General features: G+C 71.1%; 14 protein-coding genes. 9 read left to right on the top strand and 5 right to left on the bottom strand.

Annotated features, from left to right (window positions below; all coding sequences use genetic code 11):
• Positions 1-187 precede the first annotated feature (187 nt).
• The 3 genes from glnA (at position 188) to ACZ5CW_RS32540 (ending at position 3410) form a co-directional block, all read left to right on the top strand.
• Positions 188-1549: a type I glutamate--ammonia ligase gene (glnA, locus tag ACZ5CW_RS32530; protein ID WP_363216305.1), complete on the top strand. Its 1362-nt coding sequence runs from the start codon at positions 188-190 to the stop codon at positions 1547-1549.
• Between the two features lie 629 nt (positions 1550-2178).
• Entirely contained in the window at positions 2179-2670 is a 492-nt protein-coding gene (locus ACZ5CW_RS32535) for a sortase (RefSeq protein ID WP_468607723.1), read from the top strand.
• 161 nt (positions 2671-2831) lie between these two features.
• Positions 2832-3410 carry a class F sortase gene (locus ACZ5CW_RS32540; protein WP_468607840.1) on the top strand — a complete coding sequence of 193 codons (579 nt, stop codon included), beginning with the start codon at positions 2832-2834 and terminating at the stop codon, positions 3408-3410.
• A gap of 19 nt (positions 3411-3429) precedes the next feature.
• Here ACZ5CW_RS32540 and ACZ5CW_RS32545 read toward each other — a convergent pair whose 3' ends face one another.
• The 3 genes from ACZ5CW_RS32545 to ACZ5CW_RS32555 are packed head-to-tail and all read right to left on the bottom strand — an operon-like array spanning position 3430 to position 6585.
• The gene (locus ACZ5CW_RS32545; RefSeq protein ID WP_468607725.1) at positions 3430-4449 is read right to left on the bottom strand and encodes a TolB family protein; all 1020 of its coding nucleotides are present in this window, start codon (positions 4447-4449) and stop codon (positions 3430-3432) included.
• Positions 4446-5696 (bottom strand): MFS transporter, encoded by a 1251-nt coding sequence (locus ACZ5CW_RS32550; RefSeq protein WP_468607726.1) that lies wholly within the window; start codon positions 5694-5696, stop codon positions 4446-4448. Before ACZ5CW_RS32550 ends, ACZ5CW_RS32545 begins: the two co-directional genes overlap by 4 nt.
• A gap of 1 nt (position 5697) precedes the next feature.
• On the bottom strand, positions 5698-6585 hold the full coding sequence (locus tag ACZ5CW_RS32555; protein ID WP_468607727.1) for an alkaline phosphatase family protein: 888 nt from the start codon (positions 6583-6585) through the stop codon (positions 5698-5700).
• A gap of 520 nt (positions 6586-7105) precedes the next feature.
• On the opposite strand from ACZ5CW_RS32555, the gene ACZ5CW_RS32560 reads away from it, so the two are divergent.
• Positions 7106-7648: a hypothetical protein gene (locus ACZ5CW_RS32560; RefSeq protein WP_468607728.1), complete on the top strand. Its 543-nt coding sequence runs from the start codon at positions 7106-7108 to the stop codon at positions 7646-7648.
• Positions 7649-7818: 170 nt separating this feature from the next.
• Positions 7819-10818 (top strand): bifunctional [glutamine synthetase] adenylyltransferase/[glutamine synthetase]-adenylyl-L-tyrosine phosphorylase, encoded by a 3000-nt coding sequence (locus ACZ5CW_RS32565; RefSeq protein ID WP_468607729.1) that lies wholly within the window; start codon positions 7819-7821, stop codon positions 10816-10818.
• On the opposite strand, the gene ACZ5CW_RS32570 is transcribed toward ACZ5CW_RS32565, so the two are convergent.
• A complete protein-coding gene (locus ACZ5CW_RS32570; RefSeq protein WP_468607731.1) occupies positions 10800-11660 on the bottom strand; it encodes a phosphatase PAP2 family protein in 861 nt (286 codons plus the stop codon). The two genes, ACZ5CW_RS32565 and ACZ5CW_RS32570, sit on opposite strands and share 19 nt — an antisense overlap.
• A gap of 68 nt (positions 11661-11728) precedes the next feature.
• Positions 11729-12763: a LacI family DNA-binding transcriptional regulator gene (locus ACZ5CW_RS32575; protein WP_468607733.1), complete on the bottom strand. Its 1035-nt coding sequence runs from the start codon at positions 12761-12763 to the stop codon at positions 11729-11731.
• Positions 12764-13140: 377 nt separating this feature from the next.
• Between ACZ5CW_RS32575 and ACZ5CW_RS32580 the strand changes: the two genes are divergently transcribed.
• From ACZ5CW_RS32580 to ACZ5CW_RS32595, 4 genes are all read left to right on the top strand, one after another.
• Positions 13141-14415: an extracellular solute-binding protein gene (locus ACZ5CW_RS32580; RefSeq protein ID WP_468607735.1), complete on the top strand. Its 1275-nt coding sequence runs from the start codon at positions 13141-13143 to the stop codon at positions 14413-14415.
• Between the two features lie 106 nt (positions 14416-14521).
• Positions 14522-15526 carry a carbohydrate ABC transporter permease gene (locus tag ACZ5CW_RS32585; RefSeq protein ID WP_468607737.1) on the top strand — a complete coding sequence of 335 codons (1005 nt, stop codon included), beginning with the start codon at positions 14522-14524 and terminating at the stop codon, positions 15524-15526.
• A 19-nt stretch (positions 15527-15545) separates the two neighbouring features.
• On the top strand, positions 15546-16451 hold the full coding sequence (locus ACZ5CW_RS32590) for a sugar ABC transporter permease (protein ID WP_468607739.1): 906 nt from the start codon (positions 15546-15548) through the stop codon (positions 16449-16451).
• A 166-nt stretch (positions 16452-16617) separates the two neighbouring features.
• Positions 16618-18303, top strand: a complete 1686-nt coding sequence (locus ACZ5CW_RS32595; RefSeq protein WP_468607741.1) for a glycoside hydrolase family 13 protein — start codon at positions 16618-16620, stop codon at positions 18301-18303.
• Positions 18304-18376 lie beyond the last annotated feature (73 nt).

Genomic DNA, 18376 nt, shown 5'->3' on the forward strand with positions numbered 1-18376 from the left:
CGAGCAGGCAAGATGGGCGACAGCGCAGTACACCTGCCGTACGAGAGGCGTTCAGGCCGAGGACGCTCGGGCGATCAAGGTCCGCAACGCGCATGAAATGGTGTTGTGGTGGGATGCTCAGGTGCCCGACCGCCTTCAGTGGTGCGGGGGACAGGCGGCCTGACCAGCAAGGATGGGGTAGCGGAAGATGGACAAGCAGCAGGAGTTCGTGCTCCGGACGTTGGAGGAGCGCGACATCCGGTTCGTACGCCTGTGGTTCACGGACGTGCTGGGCTTCCTCAAGTCCGTGGCCGTGGCCCCCGCCGAGCTGGAGCAGGCCTTCGACGAGGGCATCGGCTTCGACGGCTCCGCCATCGAGGGCTTCGCCCGGGTCTACGAGTCCGACATGATCGCCAAGCCGGACCCCTCCACCTTCCAGGTCCTGCCGTGGCGCGCGGAGACCCCCGGCACCGCCCGCATGTTCTGCGACATCCTCATGCCGGACGGCTCCCCCTCCTTCGCCGACCCGCGCTACGTCCTGAAGCGTGCCCTGGCCCGCACCTCCGACCTGGGCTTCACCTTCTACACCCACCCGGAGATCGAGTTCTTCCTCCTGAAGGACCGCCCCCTCGACGGCTCCCGCCCGACGCCCGCCGACAACTCCGGGTACTTCGACCACACCCCGACCAACGTCGGCATGGACTTCCGCCGCCAGGCGATCACCATGCTCGAGTCGATGGGCATCTCGGTGGAGTTCTCCCACCACGAGGGCGCCCCCGGCCAGCAGGAGATCGACCTGCGCTACGCCGACGCGCTCTCCACGGCCGACAACATCATGACGTTCCGCCTGGTCATGAAGCAGGTGGCGCTGGAGCAGGGGGTGCAGGCGACCTTCATGCCGAAGCCTTTCTCCGAGCACCCCGGCAGTGGCATGCACACGCACCTCTCCCTCTTCGAGGGCGACCGCAACGCCTTCTACGAGTCGGGCGCGGAGTACCAGCTCTCCAAGGTCGGCCGCTCCTTCATCGCCGGCCTGCTCCGGCACGCGGCGGAGATCTCGGCGGTCACCAACCAGTGGGTGAACTCCTACAAGCGCATCTGGGGCGGCTCCGAGCGCACGGCCGGCGCCGGCGGCGAGGCCCCCTCCTACATCTGCTGGGGTCACAACAACCGCTCGGCCCTGGTCCGCGTCCCCATGTACAAGCCCGGCAAGACGGGCTCCGCCCGCGTGGAGGTCCGCTCCCTGGACTCGGGCGCGAACCCGTACCTGGCCTACGCCCTGCTCCTGGCCGCCGGCCTGAAGGGCATCGAGGAGGGTTACGAACTCCCGCCGGGCGCCGAGGACGACGTCTGGGCGCTGTCCAACGCCGAGCGCCGCGCGATGGGCATCGAGCCCCTCCCGCAGAACCTCGGCGAGGCCCTGACCCTGATGGAGAGCAGCGACCTGGTCGCCGAGACCCTCGGCGAACACGTCTTCGACTTCTTCCTGCGCAACAAGCGCCAGGAGTGGGAGGAGTACCGCAGCGAGGTCACCGCCTTCGAGCTGCGGAAGAACCTGCCGGTGCTGTAAACGCAGGTCAGAGCGGGTTTCCCGCTGATTCGGCGGATGGGGCCGACGGTCGCGGACCGTCGGCCCCATCGCGTCTCACCGACCCTGGGCCGTCTCTGGGCCGCCCGGCGCCGGATCGGTGCCCTCGTGCGGGCCGTCCACGGCCTTCCGGGCCCGTGCGTCGCTGCTCGGCGTGAATGCCGTGTTCGCGGGCCCGACCAAAAGGCGTGCCCGGAGCACGACAGCCCTGATGCGAACCGCGCCGTAGTGACACGCCAGGGCAGGCCCTCGTGGCAGTCAGAGACCGTCGGCATCACCGGAGCGGCCGAGGCATTCGTCCGCCACCGCGCCCGTCCCGCAGGAAGGTCGCGCCGCCCCCGGTGGGCTGCCTGAGGTAGGCCGCATCGTCCCAGACCGCCCGGGCGGCTTTCACCGTATTGGGGAGGGGGGTGGTGGGTGATCGGTATCGGTGATCTCCGGGGCGGTGACCTGCGTAAGCGATCAAGTGGGGGTGTCTCGGCGCCTGACTGGGTGACATATGTGGCGAATCTTCAGGTTGCGGAACTGACGGACTGTCGGTTGCCTCGTGAGCGGAACACAGGAGAGGTGCCGCGCAGACAGGCCGGACACTGTTCCGTTGGAGGATTCACATGCGTTACACACACATGGGTGCAGGTATCGGCCTGGCTCTCGGTGCGCTCGGACTGCAGATCCCGGCCGCTGCCGCATCTGACGACTCCGATGTCCGTATCGACCCGTGGAACGCCCACCCGGGTTCCACGGTCACGGTCAGTACGAGCGCCTGCGACCCTGAGGCGGACTACGGCAAGGGCTGGTCGGAGCTGGGAGGAGAGTTCCACCTCTTCGAAGGCGACGAGGAGGGGGTGCTCACCGGCCACTTCCAGATCCCGGAAGGAACCAGGCCGGGCAACGACACAGTCACCCTGAAGTGTCCGCCACTGACCCAGGTCACGGAGACGTACCGGGTCACCGGCCGCCCTCCGACCGGCTCGGTCAGTGCCGGCTTCGGACCGGCCGATGACACGGGTACGGGGCTCGCCCTGGGCGGTGGGCTGCTTGTCACGGCCGCCGCCGGAGGTGCGGTCTGGATGTGCCGCCGCCCGAACGGCAACCGGACCTGACCGGCCGACTCCGCCGGCACCCGCCACAAGGCACCCGCCACAACGCACCCGTCACAACGCACCCGCCGTGAAGCAAAGGCCCGACCGCGATGGCACCCAGACGCCACACCGGCGCTTCCCGAGATCCGTTCGTCCCCGCCGTGCTCTTCCTGGTCTGCGTCATGGCGGCAGGTGCGGTGATGCTGGTCAGCGGGCTGCACGACGAGCAGCCACCGCAGCCGTCGGCGGCCCAGGCCCTCTCGGCCTCCGCAGACCCCACCCGCTCCACGGTCCGTCCGCTGCCCCCCGCGGATCCGGTCCGGCTCCGGATCGCCGCCATCGGTGTGAACGCCCCGATGACACGCGTGGGCCTCGACGCGGCCGGGGCGCTACGCACCCCACCGCGTGGCAAACCCGGCTTCGCCGGCTGGTACGGCGACGGCACGGCTCCCGGCTCGGCAGGAACCGCCGTCGCCACCGGGCATGTGGACACACCCACCGGCGACCCCGGTGTCTTCTACGACCTCGGCGCCCTGACCCCGGGCGCCACCATCGAGATCAGCCGGGCGGACCGGCGCACGGCGGTGTTCGCCGTCCGTGCCGTCGAGCTGTACGACAGGAAGAAGTTCCCCAGCCAGAAGGTCTACGGCGGTTCCGGCCGGCCCGAACTCCGGTTGATCACCTGTGGTGGCGGCTACACCAAGCGCAGCGGCTACCTGAGCAACGTCGTGGTCTACGCGACGCTGACCGCGGTGACCTAGGGGGTTTCGCCCGCCCCGCCTATCCCACGTAGGCCGGCGACACGGCCGCCGTGCTGATCCGCCGGGCCCGCCCCGACCCGTCCGCCGGAACCTCGTACAGGTCGGCGCCGTAGTCCCCGGGCAGGGCGTACACGAGCGTACGGGTGTCCCGCCAGACCACCTGGTCGTCCACGCTCTTCGGTTCGGCGAGCGGAGTCTCGCGCATCGTCCGCAGGTCGAGCACGTACAGGTGCCAGGGGGCGTCCTTCGGCAGCCCCTCGACCCGCTTCTTGTAGGCGACCCGGGTGCCGTCGGGGGACAGGGACGGGCACTCCACGTTGGCGTGCAGCGTGGTGACGGTACGGGCCCGCAGATCACCGCGGACCAGGTACGTCCGCCCCTTGGTCGCCATGGTCGCGTAGAACGTGCGGTCGTCCGCCGCGAACGTCACCCCCCAGAAGTTCACGTCCGCCGCCCGGTACGGGTGCCCGTCCCTGACGATCCGGAAGGCCTCCAGGGAGGGGATCAGTTCGCCGCTGCGGGTGTCCACGATCGCCGCGCGCGTGGAGAAGTTCGTACCGGCGTACGAGTCACCGCCCACGAACGCCGTCCAGGCCGCGAAGTGACCGGTGGGGGAGACGCGGGCGCGGGACGGGATGCCCGGGACGTCGTAGCGGTCCACGGTCCGCAGGCGCGCGTCCAGGATCAGCGCGCGGTAGGTGTCCGAGACCGGCCCGTGCACCGCCTGCAGGCACACTCCGGTGCCCGAAGCGGCGTAGAAGCGCAGGCACTTCAGGCCGGACGCGGTGCGCGGGCCGGCCGGGCCGGCCGCCGGGACGCTCGTCAGCTCGTCCCGGTGCGGGCCCCACGCCATGTTGCGGAACACCATGCGGCCGTGCCCGCTCAGCGTCACCGTTCCCGGCGTGACCCGCGGACCGCCCGCCCGGGTGTGGTCACGCCGGTCGGCCCGGGCCGAGGCGTGCAGCACGGAGGCCAGAGCGACCGCCGCCAGCACGGCGACGGCCGACACCAGGATCAGGACGCGATGGCGAACGGTCATGCGGTCACCGTCCCCTTCGGACGCAGGGTGAGGGAGAACGCGGCACACAGGGCCAGCGCCACCGCGGCCCCGGCCAGTGCCGCCCGGTCGCCCCACACCGTCCAGGCCGCGCCGAACAGCAGCGAGCAGGCGAAGCGCGCCAGAGCCTGCCCCGTCTGCACCACGGCGAGCCCCGAGGAGCGCAGGGCCTCCGGTACCCCGTCCGAGGCCGCCGCCATGAGCACCCCGTCGGTGGCCGCGTAGAAGCCGCCGTGCAGGGCGAGGACGACGTAGGGCAGGGCGGTGCCGTGCCAGGAGGTGAGCAGGAGCCCGTACGCGAGCAGCAGGCCGCCGTGCCCGGCCAGGAAGACCGTCCACCTCCCCACCCGGTCCGCGAGCCGGCCGAGCGGCACCGCGAGCAGCAGGAACGCGCCCGCCGTGCCGAGCGGCAGCAGCGCGAACCAGCGGTCGGGAACGCCGAGCCGGCGCTGGAGCAGCAGATAGACGAAGGAGTCGCTGACCGTGGCGAGGCCCAGCAGCAGCGCGCAGACGGTGACCCGGCGCAGATCACGGCGGCGCAGCAGCCCCACGGCCGCCCGCAGGGTGGGCCGCTCGGCCGGCGCCGCCCCGCCCCTGCCTCCGGGGACGAACAGCACCAGCACCAGGACCCCCAGCACGGCCACGCAGAAGCTGACGGTGAACACCGCGTCGTAGCCGTCCACCGTGGCCCGCAGGATCAGGAAGGCCACGAGCGGGCCGAACAGGGCGCCCGCGGTGTCCATCGCGCGATGCACGCCGAAGGCCCGCCCGCGGGACTCGGCCGTGCTCGCCAGCGAGATCAGCGCGTCCCGGGGAGCCGTGCGCAGCCCCTTCCCGGTGCGGTCGGCGGCGAGGATCAGCCCGATCGGGGTCAGCGAATGGGCCACCAGCAGCAGCGGCTTGCACACCGCCGACACGGCGTACCCGAACCCGGCGACCCACTTGTGCCGCCCGCCGCCCCGGTCGGCGAGATGCCCGCCCACGAGCCGGACGAGTGCCGAGAACCCGTTGTAGACGCCGTCCAGCAGCCCGAAGCCCAGCGGGGAGAGGCCGAGCCCGGACACCAGGTACAACGGCAGCACCGCCGTGACCATCTCGGACGACACGTCGGTGACCAGGCTGACCGTCCCGAGGGCGAGGACGGTGGGCGCGACCGCGGCACGACGCCGCCCGGCGGAAGGCCGGACGGCGCCGTCAGCGGACGTTGCGCGACTGTCCGCTACGTACACGTCAGGGCGCCCAGATGCCGGTGATGTCCTTGGCGGAGGCCGCGTTGCCCGCGTGCGCGGTCAGCCCCTGGGTGTCCTCCAGGGTGCGCAGCAGGTCGTAGTGGTTGTACGTGGTCGACGAGCTGGATCCGGCCGTCACCGGCTGCCCGTACAGCACGGTCGGGATCCGGTTGCCGCTGAGCCGGTTGTCCTCGTCGAAGGTGACGACGAGCAGGCTGTTGTGGGTCTTGGCCCAGGTCGCGTACGCGCCCAGGTTGTTCTGCAGCCAGGTGTCACCGGTGGACACCGAGCAGTCGTGCATGTCGCTGCACAGGTTCGGGACCACGAACGACATCTGGGGCAGGGTCGAGTAGTCCGTCGGGAACTGGGCGAACGTCTTCGCGCTCGACGTCGGTACGTTGCTGAACCCGAACCAGGGGTTGTGCTTGCGCGCGTACTTGCCGCTGCTGCACGTGGTCGAACCCTGGCTGGGCAGCGTCTCGTTGTAGCTGGCCCAGCTGCGTCCGGCGGCGATCACCTCGGAGGCCAGGTTCGGCGCGGACGAGAAGCCCGGGGTGTAACAGCTGTCGTCGGTGATGCCCTGCGTCGAACCGGAGAACAGGGCGAAGTAGTTGGGCTGGCTCGGGTGGGTCTCGGCGTACGCCTGGGACAGGTTGGCGCCGCCGGTCTTCAGCGAGTTGATGTACGGCGCGCTGGAGGAGCCGATGACCTGGCTGTAGGCGTGGTTCTCGAACACCACCACGACGACGTGATCAGGACTGGGCACGGAGCCCGCGGCGTGCGCGGACTCGCCGCCGAGCCCGGCCCACAGCCCGACCGCGGCCGCGGCGAGGGCCGTTGCGGACGCCACGACGGTTCGGGCACGGCGATACACGGAACTGCCGGACACATCAACCTCCGGAGGTGGGGAGATACGGGGCTGGCGGTGCGGACAGAGCATGCTCACGCCACCATTCCCGTGCCCCACGTAAGTCAACCTCGCGGGTGAAGACCGGATGAACGACGGGTACTCACGCCCCGCATGACCGGTACCCGCCCTCCCTCACCCCCGGCCCCGAGGCGGAGGCCTTCGTCCGTGCCGCCCGGGAACGCGCCCAGAACTGATCCGGAATCAGGAATCAGGAATCACGTGCACGCGCCCGTGCCGGGGCTCCCGGCGAGTACTACGGCGAGAAGTTCGGACACGCCGTCGAACGGATCACCGGCGCCCCGCGCGCGACAGGACGTCTGGATCGGCCAGGCGGCCCAGCGGATCCGCGCCTGCGCACCCGTGCCGGAGCTTCCCCGGTGAACCTCGCGGACAACCACGTGCCGAGTTCCGTGCGCAGCCTGCGGCACAGCACGGTCGGCGCCTTCGTGCGCTGCCGGGGACTGCCCGGGCCGCCGGGCTCGCGCTGCTGCCCGCACTGGTGGCCACCGCCTTCGCCGGGCAGCGCGTGGCGCTGCCCGAGTTCCGCTTCCTGGTCGACTTCAGCGTGCCGGTGGCCGAGGTGGTACCGCTCGCCCACGCGGTCATCCTCGCCACCACGCTCTTCTCACCCATGGCCGACCTGGAGCAGACGTCGGCCCAGCCGATGAGCCGCCACCGGGGCGTGTACCTCGTGGCCCTGCTGGCCCTCGCCCTGGCTCTGAGCGCGCTCCCCCTGCTCGCCGGGGCCACGACGGACGTGGTCGCCTCGGCCGCCCGCAACGTCGTCGGCTACCTGGGCCTCGCCATGATCGGTGCCCGGCTCTTCGGCAGCGGCCTGTCCTGGCTGCTCCCGCTGACCGTCTTCGGCCCCACCCTGCTCATGGGCGTACGCAGCGACAACACCCCGGAGCCCTGGGCCTGGTCCCTGCACCCGCCCGGCAGCACCTCGGCCGCGGTGCTGGCCACGGCACTCTGGCTGGCCGGCGCGTACGCGGCCGCGACGGGCCGGCCCCGGCAGACGGAACGAGCCGAGCAGAACTGACGAGCCGAGCAGAACTGCCGAGCAGAACCAGGGAGGCGGCGCACCGGCACACGCGGCCACCGCGGGCCCGCCCCGGGCCCCGCACCGCCACCGCCGCCCGGCCGGCCGCCCCTCCTCCGGTTAGGCTCTGGCCAGGACGACCTGCATGTGAGAGACAGGAGAGGCCGAGAATGACGCCGGGGCGCAGAAGCAGCACCTTCACCCGCCTGCTCCGGCACGGCTTCACCGACCCCTCCGCCGCCGAGCGCCTCCTGGACGGCCCCGAGCTGGCCCCCGTCCGCGACGACCCGGTCCTGCTGGAGGCCCTGGGCGCCACCGCCGACCCGGACCTCGCCCTGCACGGCCTGGTCCGCCTCCTGGAGGCCCAGGAGGGCCCCACCGCCCACCGCGAACTGCTGGACACCCTGATAGCGGCCAAGCCCCTGCGCGACCGCCTCCTGGGCGTCCTCGGCGCCTCCGCCGCCCTCGCCGACCACCTCGCCCGCCACCCCCGCGACTGGCAGGCCCTGGTCACCTACGAGCCGCGCGACCTGCACCCCGGCGTGGCGGAGTTCGAACGCGGCCTCGCCGAGGCCACCGACCCCGTCTCCCTCCGCGTCGCCTACCGCCGCTGCCTGCTGTCCATCGCGGCCCGGGACGTCTGCGGCACCACGGACGTCGCCGAGTCGGCCGCCGAACTCGCCGACCTCGCCACCGCCACCCTCCGCGCCGCCCTGGCCCTGGCGAGTGCCAAGGCCCCCGAGGACGCCGCGGCCTGCCGCCTCGCGGTGATCGCGATGGGCAAGTGCGGCGGCCACGAGCTGAACTACGTCTCCGACGTGGACGTGATCTTCGTGGCCGAGGCAGCCGACGGCGTCGCCGAGGCCAAGGCCCTCGGATCCGCGACGAAACTCGCCTCGCACCTCATGCGGATCTGCTCCGAGACCACCGTCGAGGGCTCCATCTGGCCGGTGGACGCCAATCTCCGTCCCGAGGGCCGCAACGGCCCCCTCGTCCGCACCCTCAGCAGCCACCTCGCCTACTACCAGCGCTGGGCCAAGACCTGGGAGTTCCAGGCCCTCCTCAAGGCCCGCCCGGTGGCCGGCGACCCGGACCTCGGCCAGGCGTACGTCGACGCGCTCGAACCCCTGGTGTGGAAGGCGGCGGAACGCGAGAACTTCGTGCCGGACGTGCAGAAGATGCGCCGCCGGGTGGTGGAGAACATCCCCGCCGCCGAGATCGAGAGAGAGCTGAAGCTGGGCCCGGGCGGCCTCCGCGACGTCGAGTTCGCCGTCCAGCTCCTCCAGCTGGTGCACGGCCGCACGGACGCCTCCCTGCGCAGCGGCACCACCCTGGACGCCCTCCAGGCCCTGGCCGCCGGCGGCTACGTCGGCCGCGAGGACGCCGCCCGCCTCGACGAGGCGTACCGCTTCCTGCGCTCCATGGAACACCGCATCCAGCTCTACCGCCTGCGACGCACCCACCTCGTCCCCGAGGCGGAACCGGACCTGCGCCGCCTCGGCCGCTCCCTCGGCCTGCGCACCGACCCGGTGACCGACCTGAACCGCGAATGGAAGCGGCACACCGGCGTCGTACGGCGACTGCACGAGAAGCTCTTCTACCGCCCGCTGCTCGACGCGGTGGCCCAACTGGCTCCCGGCGAGACCCGCCTGAGCCCCGTGGCGGCCCGCGAACGCCTGGTCGCCCTCGGCTACGCCGACCCGGCCGCGGCCCTGCGCCACCTCGAGGCACTGGCCTCCGGCGTGACCCGCAAGGCGGCGATCCAGCGCACCCTGCTGCCGGTCCTGCTGGGCTGGTTCGCCGATTCGGCGGACCCCGACGCGGGCCTGCTGAACTTCCGCAAGGTCTCCGACGCCCTCGGCAAGACCCCCTGGTACCTCCGGCTCCTCAGGGACGAGGGCGCGGCGGCCGAGAACCTCGCCCGCGTGCTGTCGGCGGGCCGTCTCGCCCCCGACCTGCTGATGCGCGCCCCCGAGGCGGTGGCCCTGCTCGGCGACGGCGACGGCGGCGGCCTGGAGCCCCGCGACCGCGCCCCGCTCGAGCAGGAGATCCTCGCCGCGGTGGGCCGCGCGGAGAACGCCGAGCAGGGCGTGACCGCGGCCCGCGGCGTGCGCCGCCGCGAGCTGTTCCGCACCGCCGCCGCCGACATCGTCGGCTCCTACGGCACCGAGACCAGCCCCGCCGAGGCCGACCAGGGCGCCCTGGTGGACCGGGTCGGCGCGGCCGTCTCCGACCTCACCGCGGCCACCCTCGCCGGCACGCTGCGCGCGGTCGTCCGCGAGGGCTGGGGCGACACCCTGCCCACCCGGTTCGCGATCATCGGGATGGGCCGCTTCGGCGGCCACGAGCTGGGATACGGCTCCGACGCGGACGTGCTGTTCGTCCACGAGCCGCAGGACGGCGTGGACGAGCACGAGGCGTCCGCCGCCGCCGGCAAGGTCGTCGCCGAGATGCGCCGCCTGCTGCAACTGCCCAGCGCCGATCCGCCGTTGATCATCGACGCCGACCTGCGCCCGGAGGGCAAGTCGGGTCCGCTGGTGCGCACCCTGAAGTCGTACGAGGCCTACTACCGCCGCTGGTCCCTGGTCTGGGAGTCACAGGCGCTGCTGCGGGCCGAGCCGGTCGCCGGCGACGAGGACCTCGGCCGCCGCTTCACCGAGCTGATCGACCCGCTGCGCTACCCGGCGCAGGGGCTGGGCGACGAGTCCGTCCGCGAGATCCGCCGGCTGAAGGCGCGCATGGAGTCCGAGCGCCTGCCGCGCGGCGCCGACCCCAAGCTGCACACCAAGCTGGGACCCGGCGGGCTGTCCGACGTCGAGTGGACCGTGCAGCTGTTCCAGCTCCGGCACGGCCACCGGGTGCCGGGCCTGCGCACCACCCGCACCCGCCAGGCGCTGTCCGCGGTGCGCGCGGCCGGGCTCCTGAGCGCCGAGGAGACGGAGATCCTGGACGAGGCGTGGGTGCTGGCCACCCGGGTGCGCAACGCGGTCATGCTGGTCCGCGGGCGGGCCGGGGACACCTTCCCCACCGAGCCCCGCGAGCTGGCCGCGGTGGGCCGCTACCTGGGCTACGGAGAAGGGCATGTCGGCGACATGCTGGACGCCTACCGCCGTACCACCCGCAGGGCGCGCACGGTGGTGGAGGAGCTGTTCTACGGCGACGGGGCCTGAGCCGGCCGCGGCGCCCTGGCCGGCGCCGGAGCCGGCAGGGCGTGGGGCAGGGCGCCGTACCAGAGCCGGGCCACCGTGAGGCCGAAGGCCAGGCAGAGGACGCCGCCCACCGCGTCCAGCCAGAAGTGGTTGGCCGTGGCGACGATCACCAGCAGGGTGGCCGCCGGATACAGCAGGGCCAGCAGCCGCACCCACGGCACCGACGCCAGCGCGAAGATCGTCAGCCCGCACCACAGCGACCAGCCGATGTGCATCGACGGCATCGCCGCGTACTGGTTGGACATGTGCTTGAGGTCGCCGGAGGCCATGGAGCCCCACGTGTGGTGCACCATCACGGTGTCCACGAAGTACCCGCCGCGCATCAACCGGGGCGGCGCGAGCGGGAACAGATAGTAACCGACCAGGGCCACACCCGTGGTCGCGAACAGCACCAGCCGGGCTGCCGCGTACCGGCCGGGATGCCACCGGTACAGCCACACCAGCACGCCCAGCGTGATGACGAAGTGCAGGGTGGCGTAGTAGTAGTTCATGCCCACGATCAGCCAAGACGCCGAGTTCACGGTGTGGTTGACCGAGCGTTCGACGGCGATGCCCAGCGCGTGCTCGACGCGCCAGATCCAGTCCGCGTTGCGCAGCGCCGCGTCCCGCTGCTCCGGGACGGCGTTGCGGATCAGTGAGTACGTCCAGTAACTCACCGCGATCAGAAGGGCCTCGAACCACAGCCGGGGCCGCCGCGGGCGGCGCAGCCGGTCCAGTACGCCCCGTCCGTCCTCGCCCGTGACGGCCCGCGGATCGGCCGCCTCCTCGCGACCTTCCTGCTCTGTCACGGTCGAGTCACTCATAGGCATCAAGTCTGCCAGACAAGGCTTCCTCGCCCGATCATCCCAAGGTCGGGTTCGCCACGCACCTTCTACGGCGTACGGAGGACATGCGGGGCCGAAGCGGTCGAACCACGCACCACCAGCTCCGGCATGAACACGAATTCACTGTGCGGCGCGGGCGTCCCGCCGATCTCCTCCAGCAACGCGCGCACCGCCGCCTGCCCCATCGCCGGGACCGGCTTGCGGACCGTGGTCAGCGGCGGGTCGGTGAAGGCGATCAGCGGGGAGTCGTCGAACCCGACGACCGACACGTCCCGCGGCACCTCCAGGCCCCGCTGCCGCGCCGCCCGTATCGCCCCGAGGGCCATCATGTCGCTGGCGCAGACCACCGCCGTGCAGTCCCGGTCGATCAGCGCCGTCGCGGCCGCCTGGCCGCCCTCCAGCGTGTACAGCGAGTGCTGGATCAGCTCCGTCTCGACGGTCTGCGCGGCCAGCCCCAGCTGGTCGTGCACCGCGCGCACGAAACCCTCGATCTTGCGCTGCACCGGCACGAACCGCTTCGGCCCGAGCGCCAGCCCGATCCGGGTGTGCCCCAGCGACACCAGGTGCGTCACCGCCAGCGTCATCGCGGCGCGGTCGTCGGGGGAGATGAACGGCGCCTGCACCTTCGGCGAGAACCCGTCCACCAGCACGTACGGCACGCCCTGCGCCCGCAGCCGGTCGTAGCGCTGCATGTCGGCGGTGGTGTCCGCGTGCAGCCCGGAGACGTAGATGATCCCGGCGACCCCGCGGTCCACCAGCATCTCGGTCAGCTCGTCCTCGGTCGACCCGCCCGGGGTCTGCGTGGCGAGCACCGGCGTGTAGCCCTGGCGGGTCAGCGCCTGGCCGATGACCTGGGCCAGGGCCGGGAATATGGGGTTCTCCAGCTCCGGCGTGATCAGGCCCACCAGGCCCTCGCTGCGTTGCCGCAGCCGTACCGGGCGCTCATAGCCGAGCACGTCCAGCGCGGCGAGCACGGACTGGCGGGTGGTGGCGGCGACGCCCGGCTTCCCGTTGAGGACCCGGCTGACAGTCGCTTCGCTCACCCCCGCCTGCGCAGCGATGTCGGCAAGCCGTGTGGTCACGGCACTGGACTGTACCGGTCGTCTGCCGCCTTGCACACCGGCCGGACGCCGGGGGCGGGCGACCGAACGGCCTGCCGTGGGTTGCTGCCTCATCGCGCTCCCTCGGATTCATGGTGGCAAGAGCCTGCAAAGTCTTGCACAACTGTCGTCTTGCCCGCTCAACGGCTTCACTCCACGGTTGCGTCGCGGTCGACGGCCGGTCACGGGCGGGTAACCATCGTGTTCCCTTGCACTTTTTTTCTGCAAGGTCTTTCGCAACGCTTACATGGCTGTTACGTTCCCACTCGCCCGGCGGCCGCAACGGCGCAGTCGGCAAGACGGCAGGGACGGACGGGACCGCTCCTGCACCACACGGGCTAAACCCTCAAGGAGAACTCATGCGGCGTGGCATAGCGGCCTCCGCGCTGGTGGCGTCCCTCGCCCTCACGGCGACGGCGTGCGGCGGAAGCGACAGCGACAGCGGTAAGGCGGACGGCCCGGTCACCATCACCTGGTGGGACACCTCCAACGCCACCAATGAGGCACCGACGTACCAGGCCCTGGTCAAGCAGTTCGAGGCCGCCAACAAGGACATCAAGGTCAAGTACGTCAACGTCCCCTTCGACCAGGCGCAGAACAAGTTCGACACGGCCGCCGGCGCCAAGGGCGCCCCGGACATCCTGCGCTCCGAGGTCGGCTGGACCCCCGCCTTCGCCAAGAAGGGCTTCTTCCTGCCGCTGGACGGCACCGAGGCCCTCGCCGACCAGGCCAAGTTCCAGCCGAACCTGATCAAGCAGGCCCAGTACGAGGGCAAGACCTACGGCGTGCCGCTGGTCACCGACACCCTGGCCCTGGTGTACAACAAGGCCCTGTTCAAGAAGGCCGGCATCAGCGAGGCCCCCAAGACCTGGGACGAGCTGAAGTCCGACGCCGCGAAGATCACGGCCAAGACCAAGATCGACGGCTACTGGGGCTCCACCCAGGCCTACTACGCCCAGAGCTTCCTCTACGGCGAGGGCGCGGACACCGTCGACGCCTCCGCCAAGAAGATCACCGTCGACTCGGCCGCCGCCAAGAAGGCCTACGGCACCTGGCTGAGCACGTTCTCCGGCAAGGGCCTGCACAAGGCCGACACCACCGCCGACGCCTACGCCCACATCCAGGACGCGTTCGTCAACGGCAAGGTCGCCGCGATCATCCAGGGTCCCTGGGAGATCACGAACTTCTACAAGGGCAGCGCCTTCAAGGACAAGTCCAACCTCGGCATCGCCACCGTCCCGGCCGGTTCCGCCGGCAAGGCGGGCGCCCCGACCGGCGGCCACAACCTCTCGGTCTACGCCGGCTCGGACAAGGCCCACCAGGACGCGGCCCTGAAGTTCGTGAAGTTCATGACCTCGGCGAAGTCCCAGGAGGCCATCGCCCTGAAGAACTCCACGCTGCCCACCCGTGACGACGCCTACACCGCCCAGGTCAAGGCCGACCCCGGTATCGCCGGCTACCAGGGCGTCCTGCCCGCCGCCCAGCCCCGCCCGGCCCTGCCCGAGTACAGCTCCCTGTGGGGTCCGCTCGACACCGAGCTGCCCAAGGTCGCCGGCGGCAAGGAGTCGCTGGACAAGGGCCTGAGCAACGCCGAGCTGGCCATCGCCAAGCTGGTGCCCGACTTCAGCAAGTGAGCCCGGGTGGCCGTCGGATCCTCCCTGTACAAGAAGGGGGGGAAGGATCCGGCGGCCACCGCCCTGTGCCCAGCCCAACTCCTTGATCCAATGAAGGTGTCGAACCATGACAGTCGCCATCGACCGCGCGACCGGCAAGCGCCGCGGTGACCGCGCGCCTCGGCCCGGGCTGGGGCAGCGCCTGAAGAACGGCTTCCACAAGCACTGGTACGCCTACGCGATGATCGCCCCGGTGGTCGTCGTGCTCGGCGGCATCGTGGCCTATCCGCTGCTGCGCGGCTTCTACCTCACCCTCACCGACGCCAACAGCCTCAACTCGGCGCGCACGATCGGCGTCAACCACATCGACGCCACCTACAAGTTCATCGGCCTGGACAACTACCAGGACATCCTCTTCGGCCCGACGGCGTACGACCGGTTCTGGTCGCACTTCCTGTGGACCGTCTTCTGGACGGCCGCCTGTGTGGTCCTGCACTACACCATCGGCCTCGGCCTCGCGCTCATGCTCAACCAGAAGCTGCGCGGCCGCACCTTGTACCGGCTGGTCCTCGTCCTGCCCTGGGCCGTGCCGGCCTTCGTCACCGTCTTCTCCTGGCGGATCATGCTCGCCGACTCCGGCGTGCTCAACCAGGTGCTCGGCGCCATGCACCTGCCTCAGCCGCAGTGGCTGGAGGACACCTTCTGGCAGCGGTTCGCCGCGATCATGGTCAACACCTGGTGCGGTGTCCCCTTCATGATGCTGTCGCTGCTCGGCGGCCTGCAGTCCATCGACCCCTCCCTCTACGAGGCCGCCGAGATGGACGGCGCGAGCGCCTGGCAGCGCTTCCGGCACGTCACCCTGCCGGGCCTGCGCTCGGTCAGCTCCACCGTCGTCCTGCTCGGCATCATCTGGACCTTCAACCAGTTCGCGATCATCTTCCTGCTGTTCGGCCCGACCAGCGCGCCCGACGCCCAGATCCTCGTCACCTGGGCCTACTTCCTGGGCTTCGGACAGCAGCCGCGCGACTTCGCCCAGTCCGCCGCGTACGGCGTACTGCTGCTGTCGATCCTGACCGTGTTCACCTCCTTCTACTTCCGCTGGCTGAAGCGCAATGACCAGCTCGCCGTCTGACGCCGCAGGAGCCGCCGCCATGAGCACCACGACCCTCGAAAAGACACAGACGGAGCCGGCCCCCGCCACCCAGCCCCGGCGCCGCACCCGCGGACGGGGCGAGCGCGGCCCGCTCGGCACCGCCCTCCTGCACGGCGGCCTCGCCGTGGCGAGCCTGATCGCGCTGGCCCCGGTGGCCTGGCTGTTCTTCCTGTCCCTCGGCCCGGACAAGGACGACTACCTGCACCCCGGCGAGATCCTGGGCAAGCTGACCTTCTCCAACTACAGCTTCGTGCTGCAGCACACCGCCTTCTTCGACTGGTTCAAGTCGACGATGATCGTGGCCGGCGGCACCACCCTGATCGGTGTCCTCGTCGCCGCCACCACCGGATACGCGGTCTCGCGCATGCGTTTCCCGGGCTACAAGTCGCTGATGTGGGTGCTGCTGCTCACCCAGGCCTTCCCGATCGCCATCCTGATCGTGCCGATGTACGAGATCTTCAGCGAACTCGGTCTCATCGACACCTACTGGTCGCTGATCGTCATCAACTGCACCACGGCCGTGCCCTACAGCGCCTGGCTGCTCAAGGGGTACTTCGACACCATCCCCTTCGAGATCGACGAGGCGGGACGGGTGGACGGGCTCAGCCCCTTCGGCACCTTCTTCCGGCTGATCCTCCCGCTGGCCCGGCCCGGGCTGGCCGTGGCCGCCTTCTACAACTTCATCACCGCCGTCGGCGAGGTGGCCTTCGCGACCACCTTCATGCTGGACGACTCGAAGTACACCTTCGCCGTCGGTCTGCAGAGCTTCGTCAGCGAGCACGACGCCCAGTGGAACTACATGGCCGCCACCGCGGTGCTGATCGCGATACCCGTGTCCGTGTTCTTCTACCTCGTCCAGAAGAACCTCGTCACCGGTCTCACCGCCGGCGGCACGAAGGGCTGACGCCCTCCTGGGAAAGAGGCTCCCGCGCGCCTGGTCGCGCGGGTAGGCGGCCGCGGTGCCCATCCGACCCCGCAGACACCGCGGCCGCCTCGCACACCCGGTCCCCGGATCCGCCGCCGCACCCACGCCCACCATGACCCGAACTCCCTTACGTACCAAGGACGCCATGAGCCAGCAGCACCCTGCAGCCCCGGCCACCGACTCAGCCGTCGCCACCGTCGCCCCGCGCCGCGACTGGTGGCGGGACGCGGTCATCTACCAGGTCTATCCGCGCAGCTTCGCCGACAGCAACGGCGACGGCATGGGCGACCTGGAGGGCGTACGCTCCCGCCTGCCCTACCTGCGCGACCTCGGCGTCGACGCCGTGTGGCTCAGCCCCTTCTACGCCTCCCCGCAGGCCGACGCCGGCTACGACGTCGCCGACTATCGTGCCGTCGACCCGATGTTCGGCAACCTGCTCGACGCCGACGCGCTGATCCGCGACGCCCGCGAACTGGGCCTGCGCATCATCGTCGACCTGGTCCCCAACCACTCCTCCGACCAGCACGAGTGGTTCAAGCGCGCCCTCGCCGACGGCCCCGGCTCCCCGCTCCGCGAGCGCTACCACTTCCGCCCCGGCAAGGGGAAGAACGGCGAACTCCCGCCCAACGACTGGGAGTCCATCTTCGGCGGCCCGGCCTGGACCCGGGTCACCGAGCCCGACGGCACGCCCGGCGAGTGGTACCTGCACCTCTTCGCCCCCGAGCAGCCCGACTTCAACTGGGAGCACCCGGCGGTCGGCGACGAGTTCCGCTCCATCCTCCGCTTCTGGCTGGACATGGGAGTGGACGGCTTCCGCATCGACGTCGCCCACGGACTGGTGAAGGCCGACGGCCTCCCGGACCTCGGCTCCCACGACCAGCTGAAGCTGCTGGGCAACGATGTCATGCCGTTCTTCGACCAGGACGGCGTGCACGCCATCTACCGCCAGTGGCGCACGATCCTCGACGAGTACGCCGGCGAGCGCATCTTCGTGGCGGAGGCCTGGACCCCGACCGTCGAGCGGACCGCCAACTACGTCCGCCCCGACGAACTCCACCAGGCCTTCAACTTCCAGTACCTGGGCACCGAGTGGGACGCGGACGAACTGCGTACGGTCATCGACCGCACCCTGGAGGCGATGCGCCCCGTCGGCGCCCCCGCCACCTGGGTGCTCTCCAACCACGACGTCACCCGGCACGCGACGCGCTTCGCCAACCCGCCCGGCCTCGGCACCCAGATCCGCACGGCCGGCGACCGCGAACTGGGCCTGCGCCGGGCCCGCGCCGCCACCCTCCTCATGCTCGCGCTGCCCGGCTCGGCGTACATCTACCAGGGCGAGGAACTGGGCCTGCCGGACGTGGTGGACCTCCCCGACGAGGTGCGCCAGGACCCCGCGTTCTTCCGGGGCGCCGGCCAGGACGGCTTCCGCGACGGCTGCCGGGTGCCGATCCCGTGGACCCGCGCGGGCTCCTCGTACGGCTTCGGCAGCAGCGGCAGCTGGCTGCCCCAGCCGTCGGCCTGGGCCGAGCTGAGCGTCGAGGCGCAGACGGGCGTGCCGGGCTCGACGCTGGAGCTGTACCGCTCGGCGCTGAGCGCCCGCCGCTCACAGCCCGACCTGGGAGCGGGTGACGCGGTGGAGTGGCTCCGTGCCCCCGAGGGCGTCCTGGCCTTCCGCCGCGGTGAGTTCGTGTGTGTCGCCAACACGAGCGGCGAGTCCGTGACCACCCCGTCCTACGGCCGCGTCCTGCTGACCAGCGGCGAGGTGACCGAGGCCGACGGCGAGGCGAAGGTGCCGGCCGACACGACGGTGTGGTGGACGACGGTGGCCTGACGGTCTGTCTGAAACTTCTTGCATCAACTTCACAACGGCCCGCTGTCTTCCGGACAGCGGGCCTTTAACATCT

Source organism: Streptomyces sp. NPDC031379 (assembly GCF_055569615.1).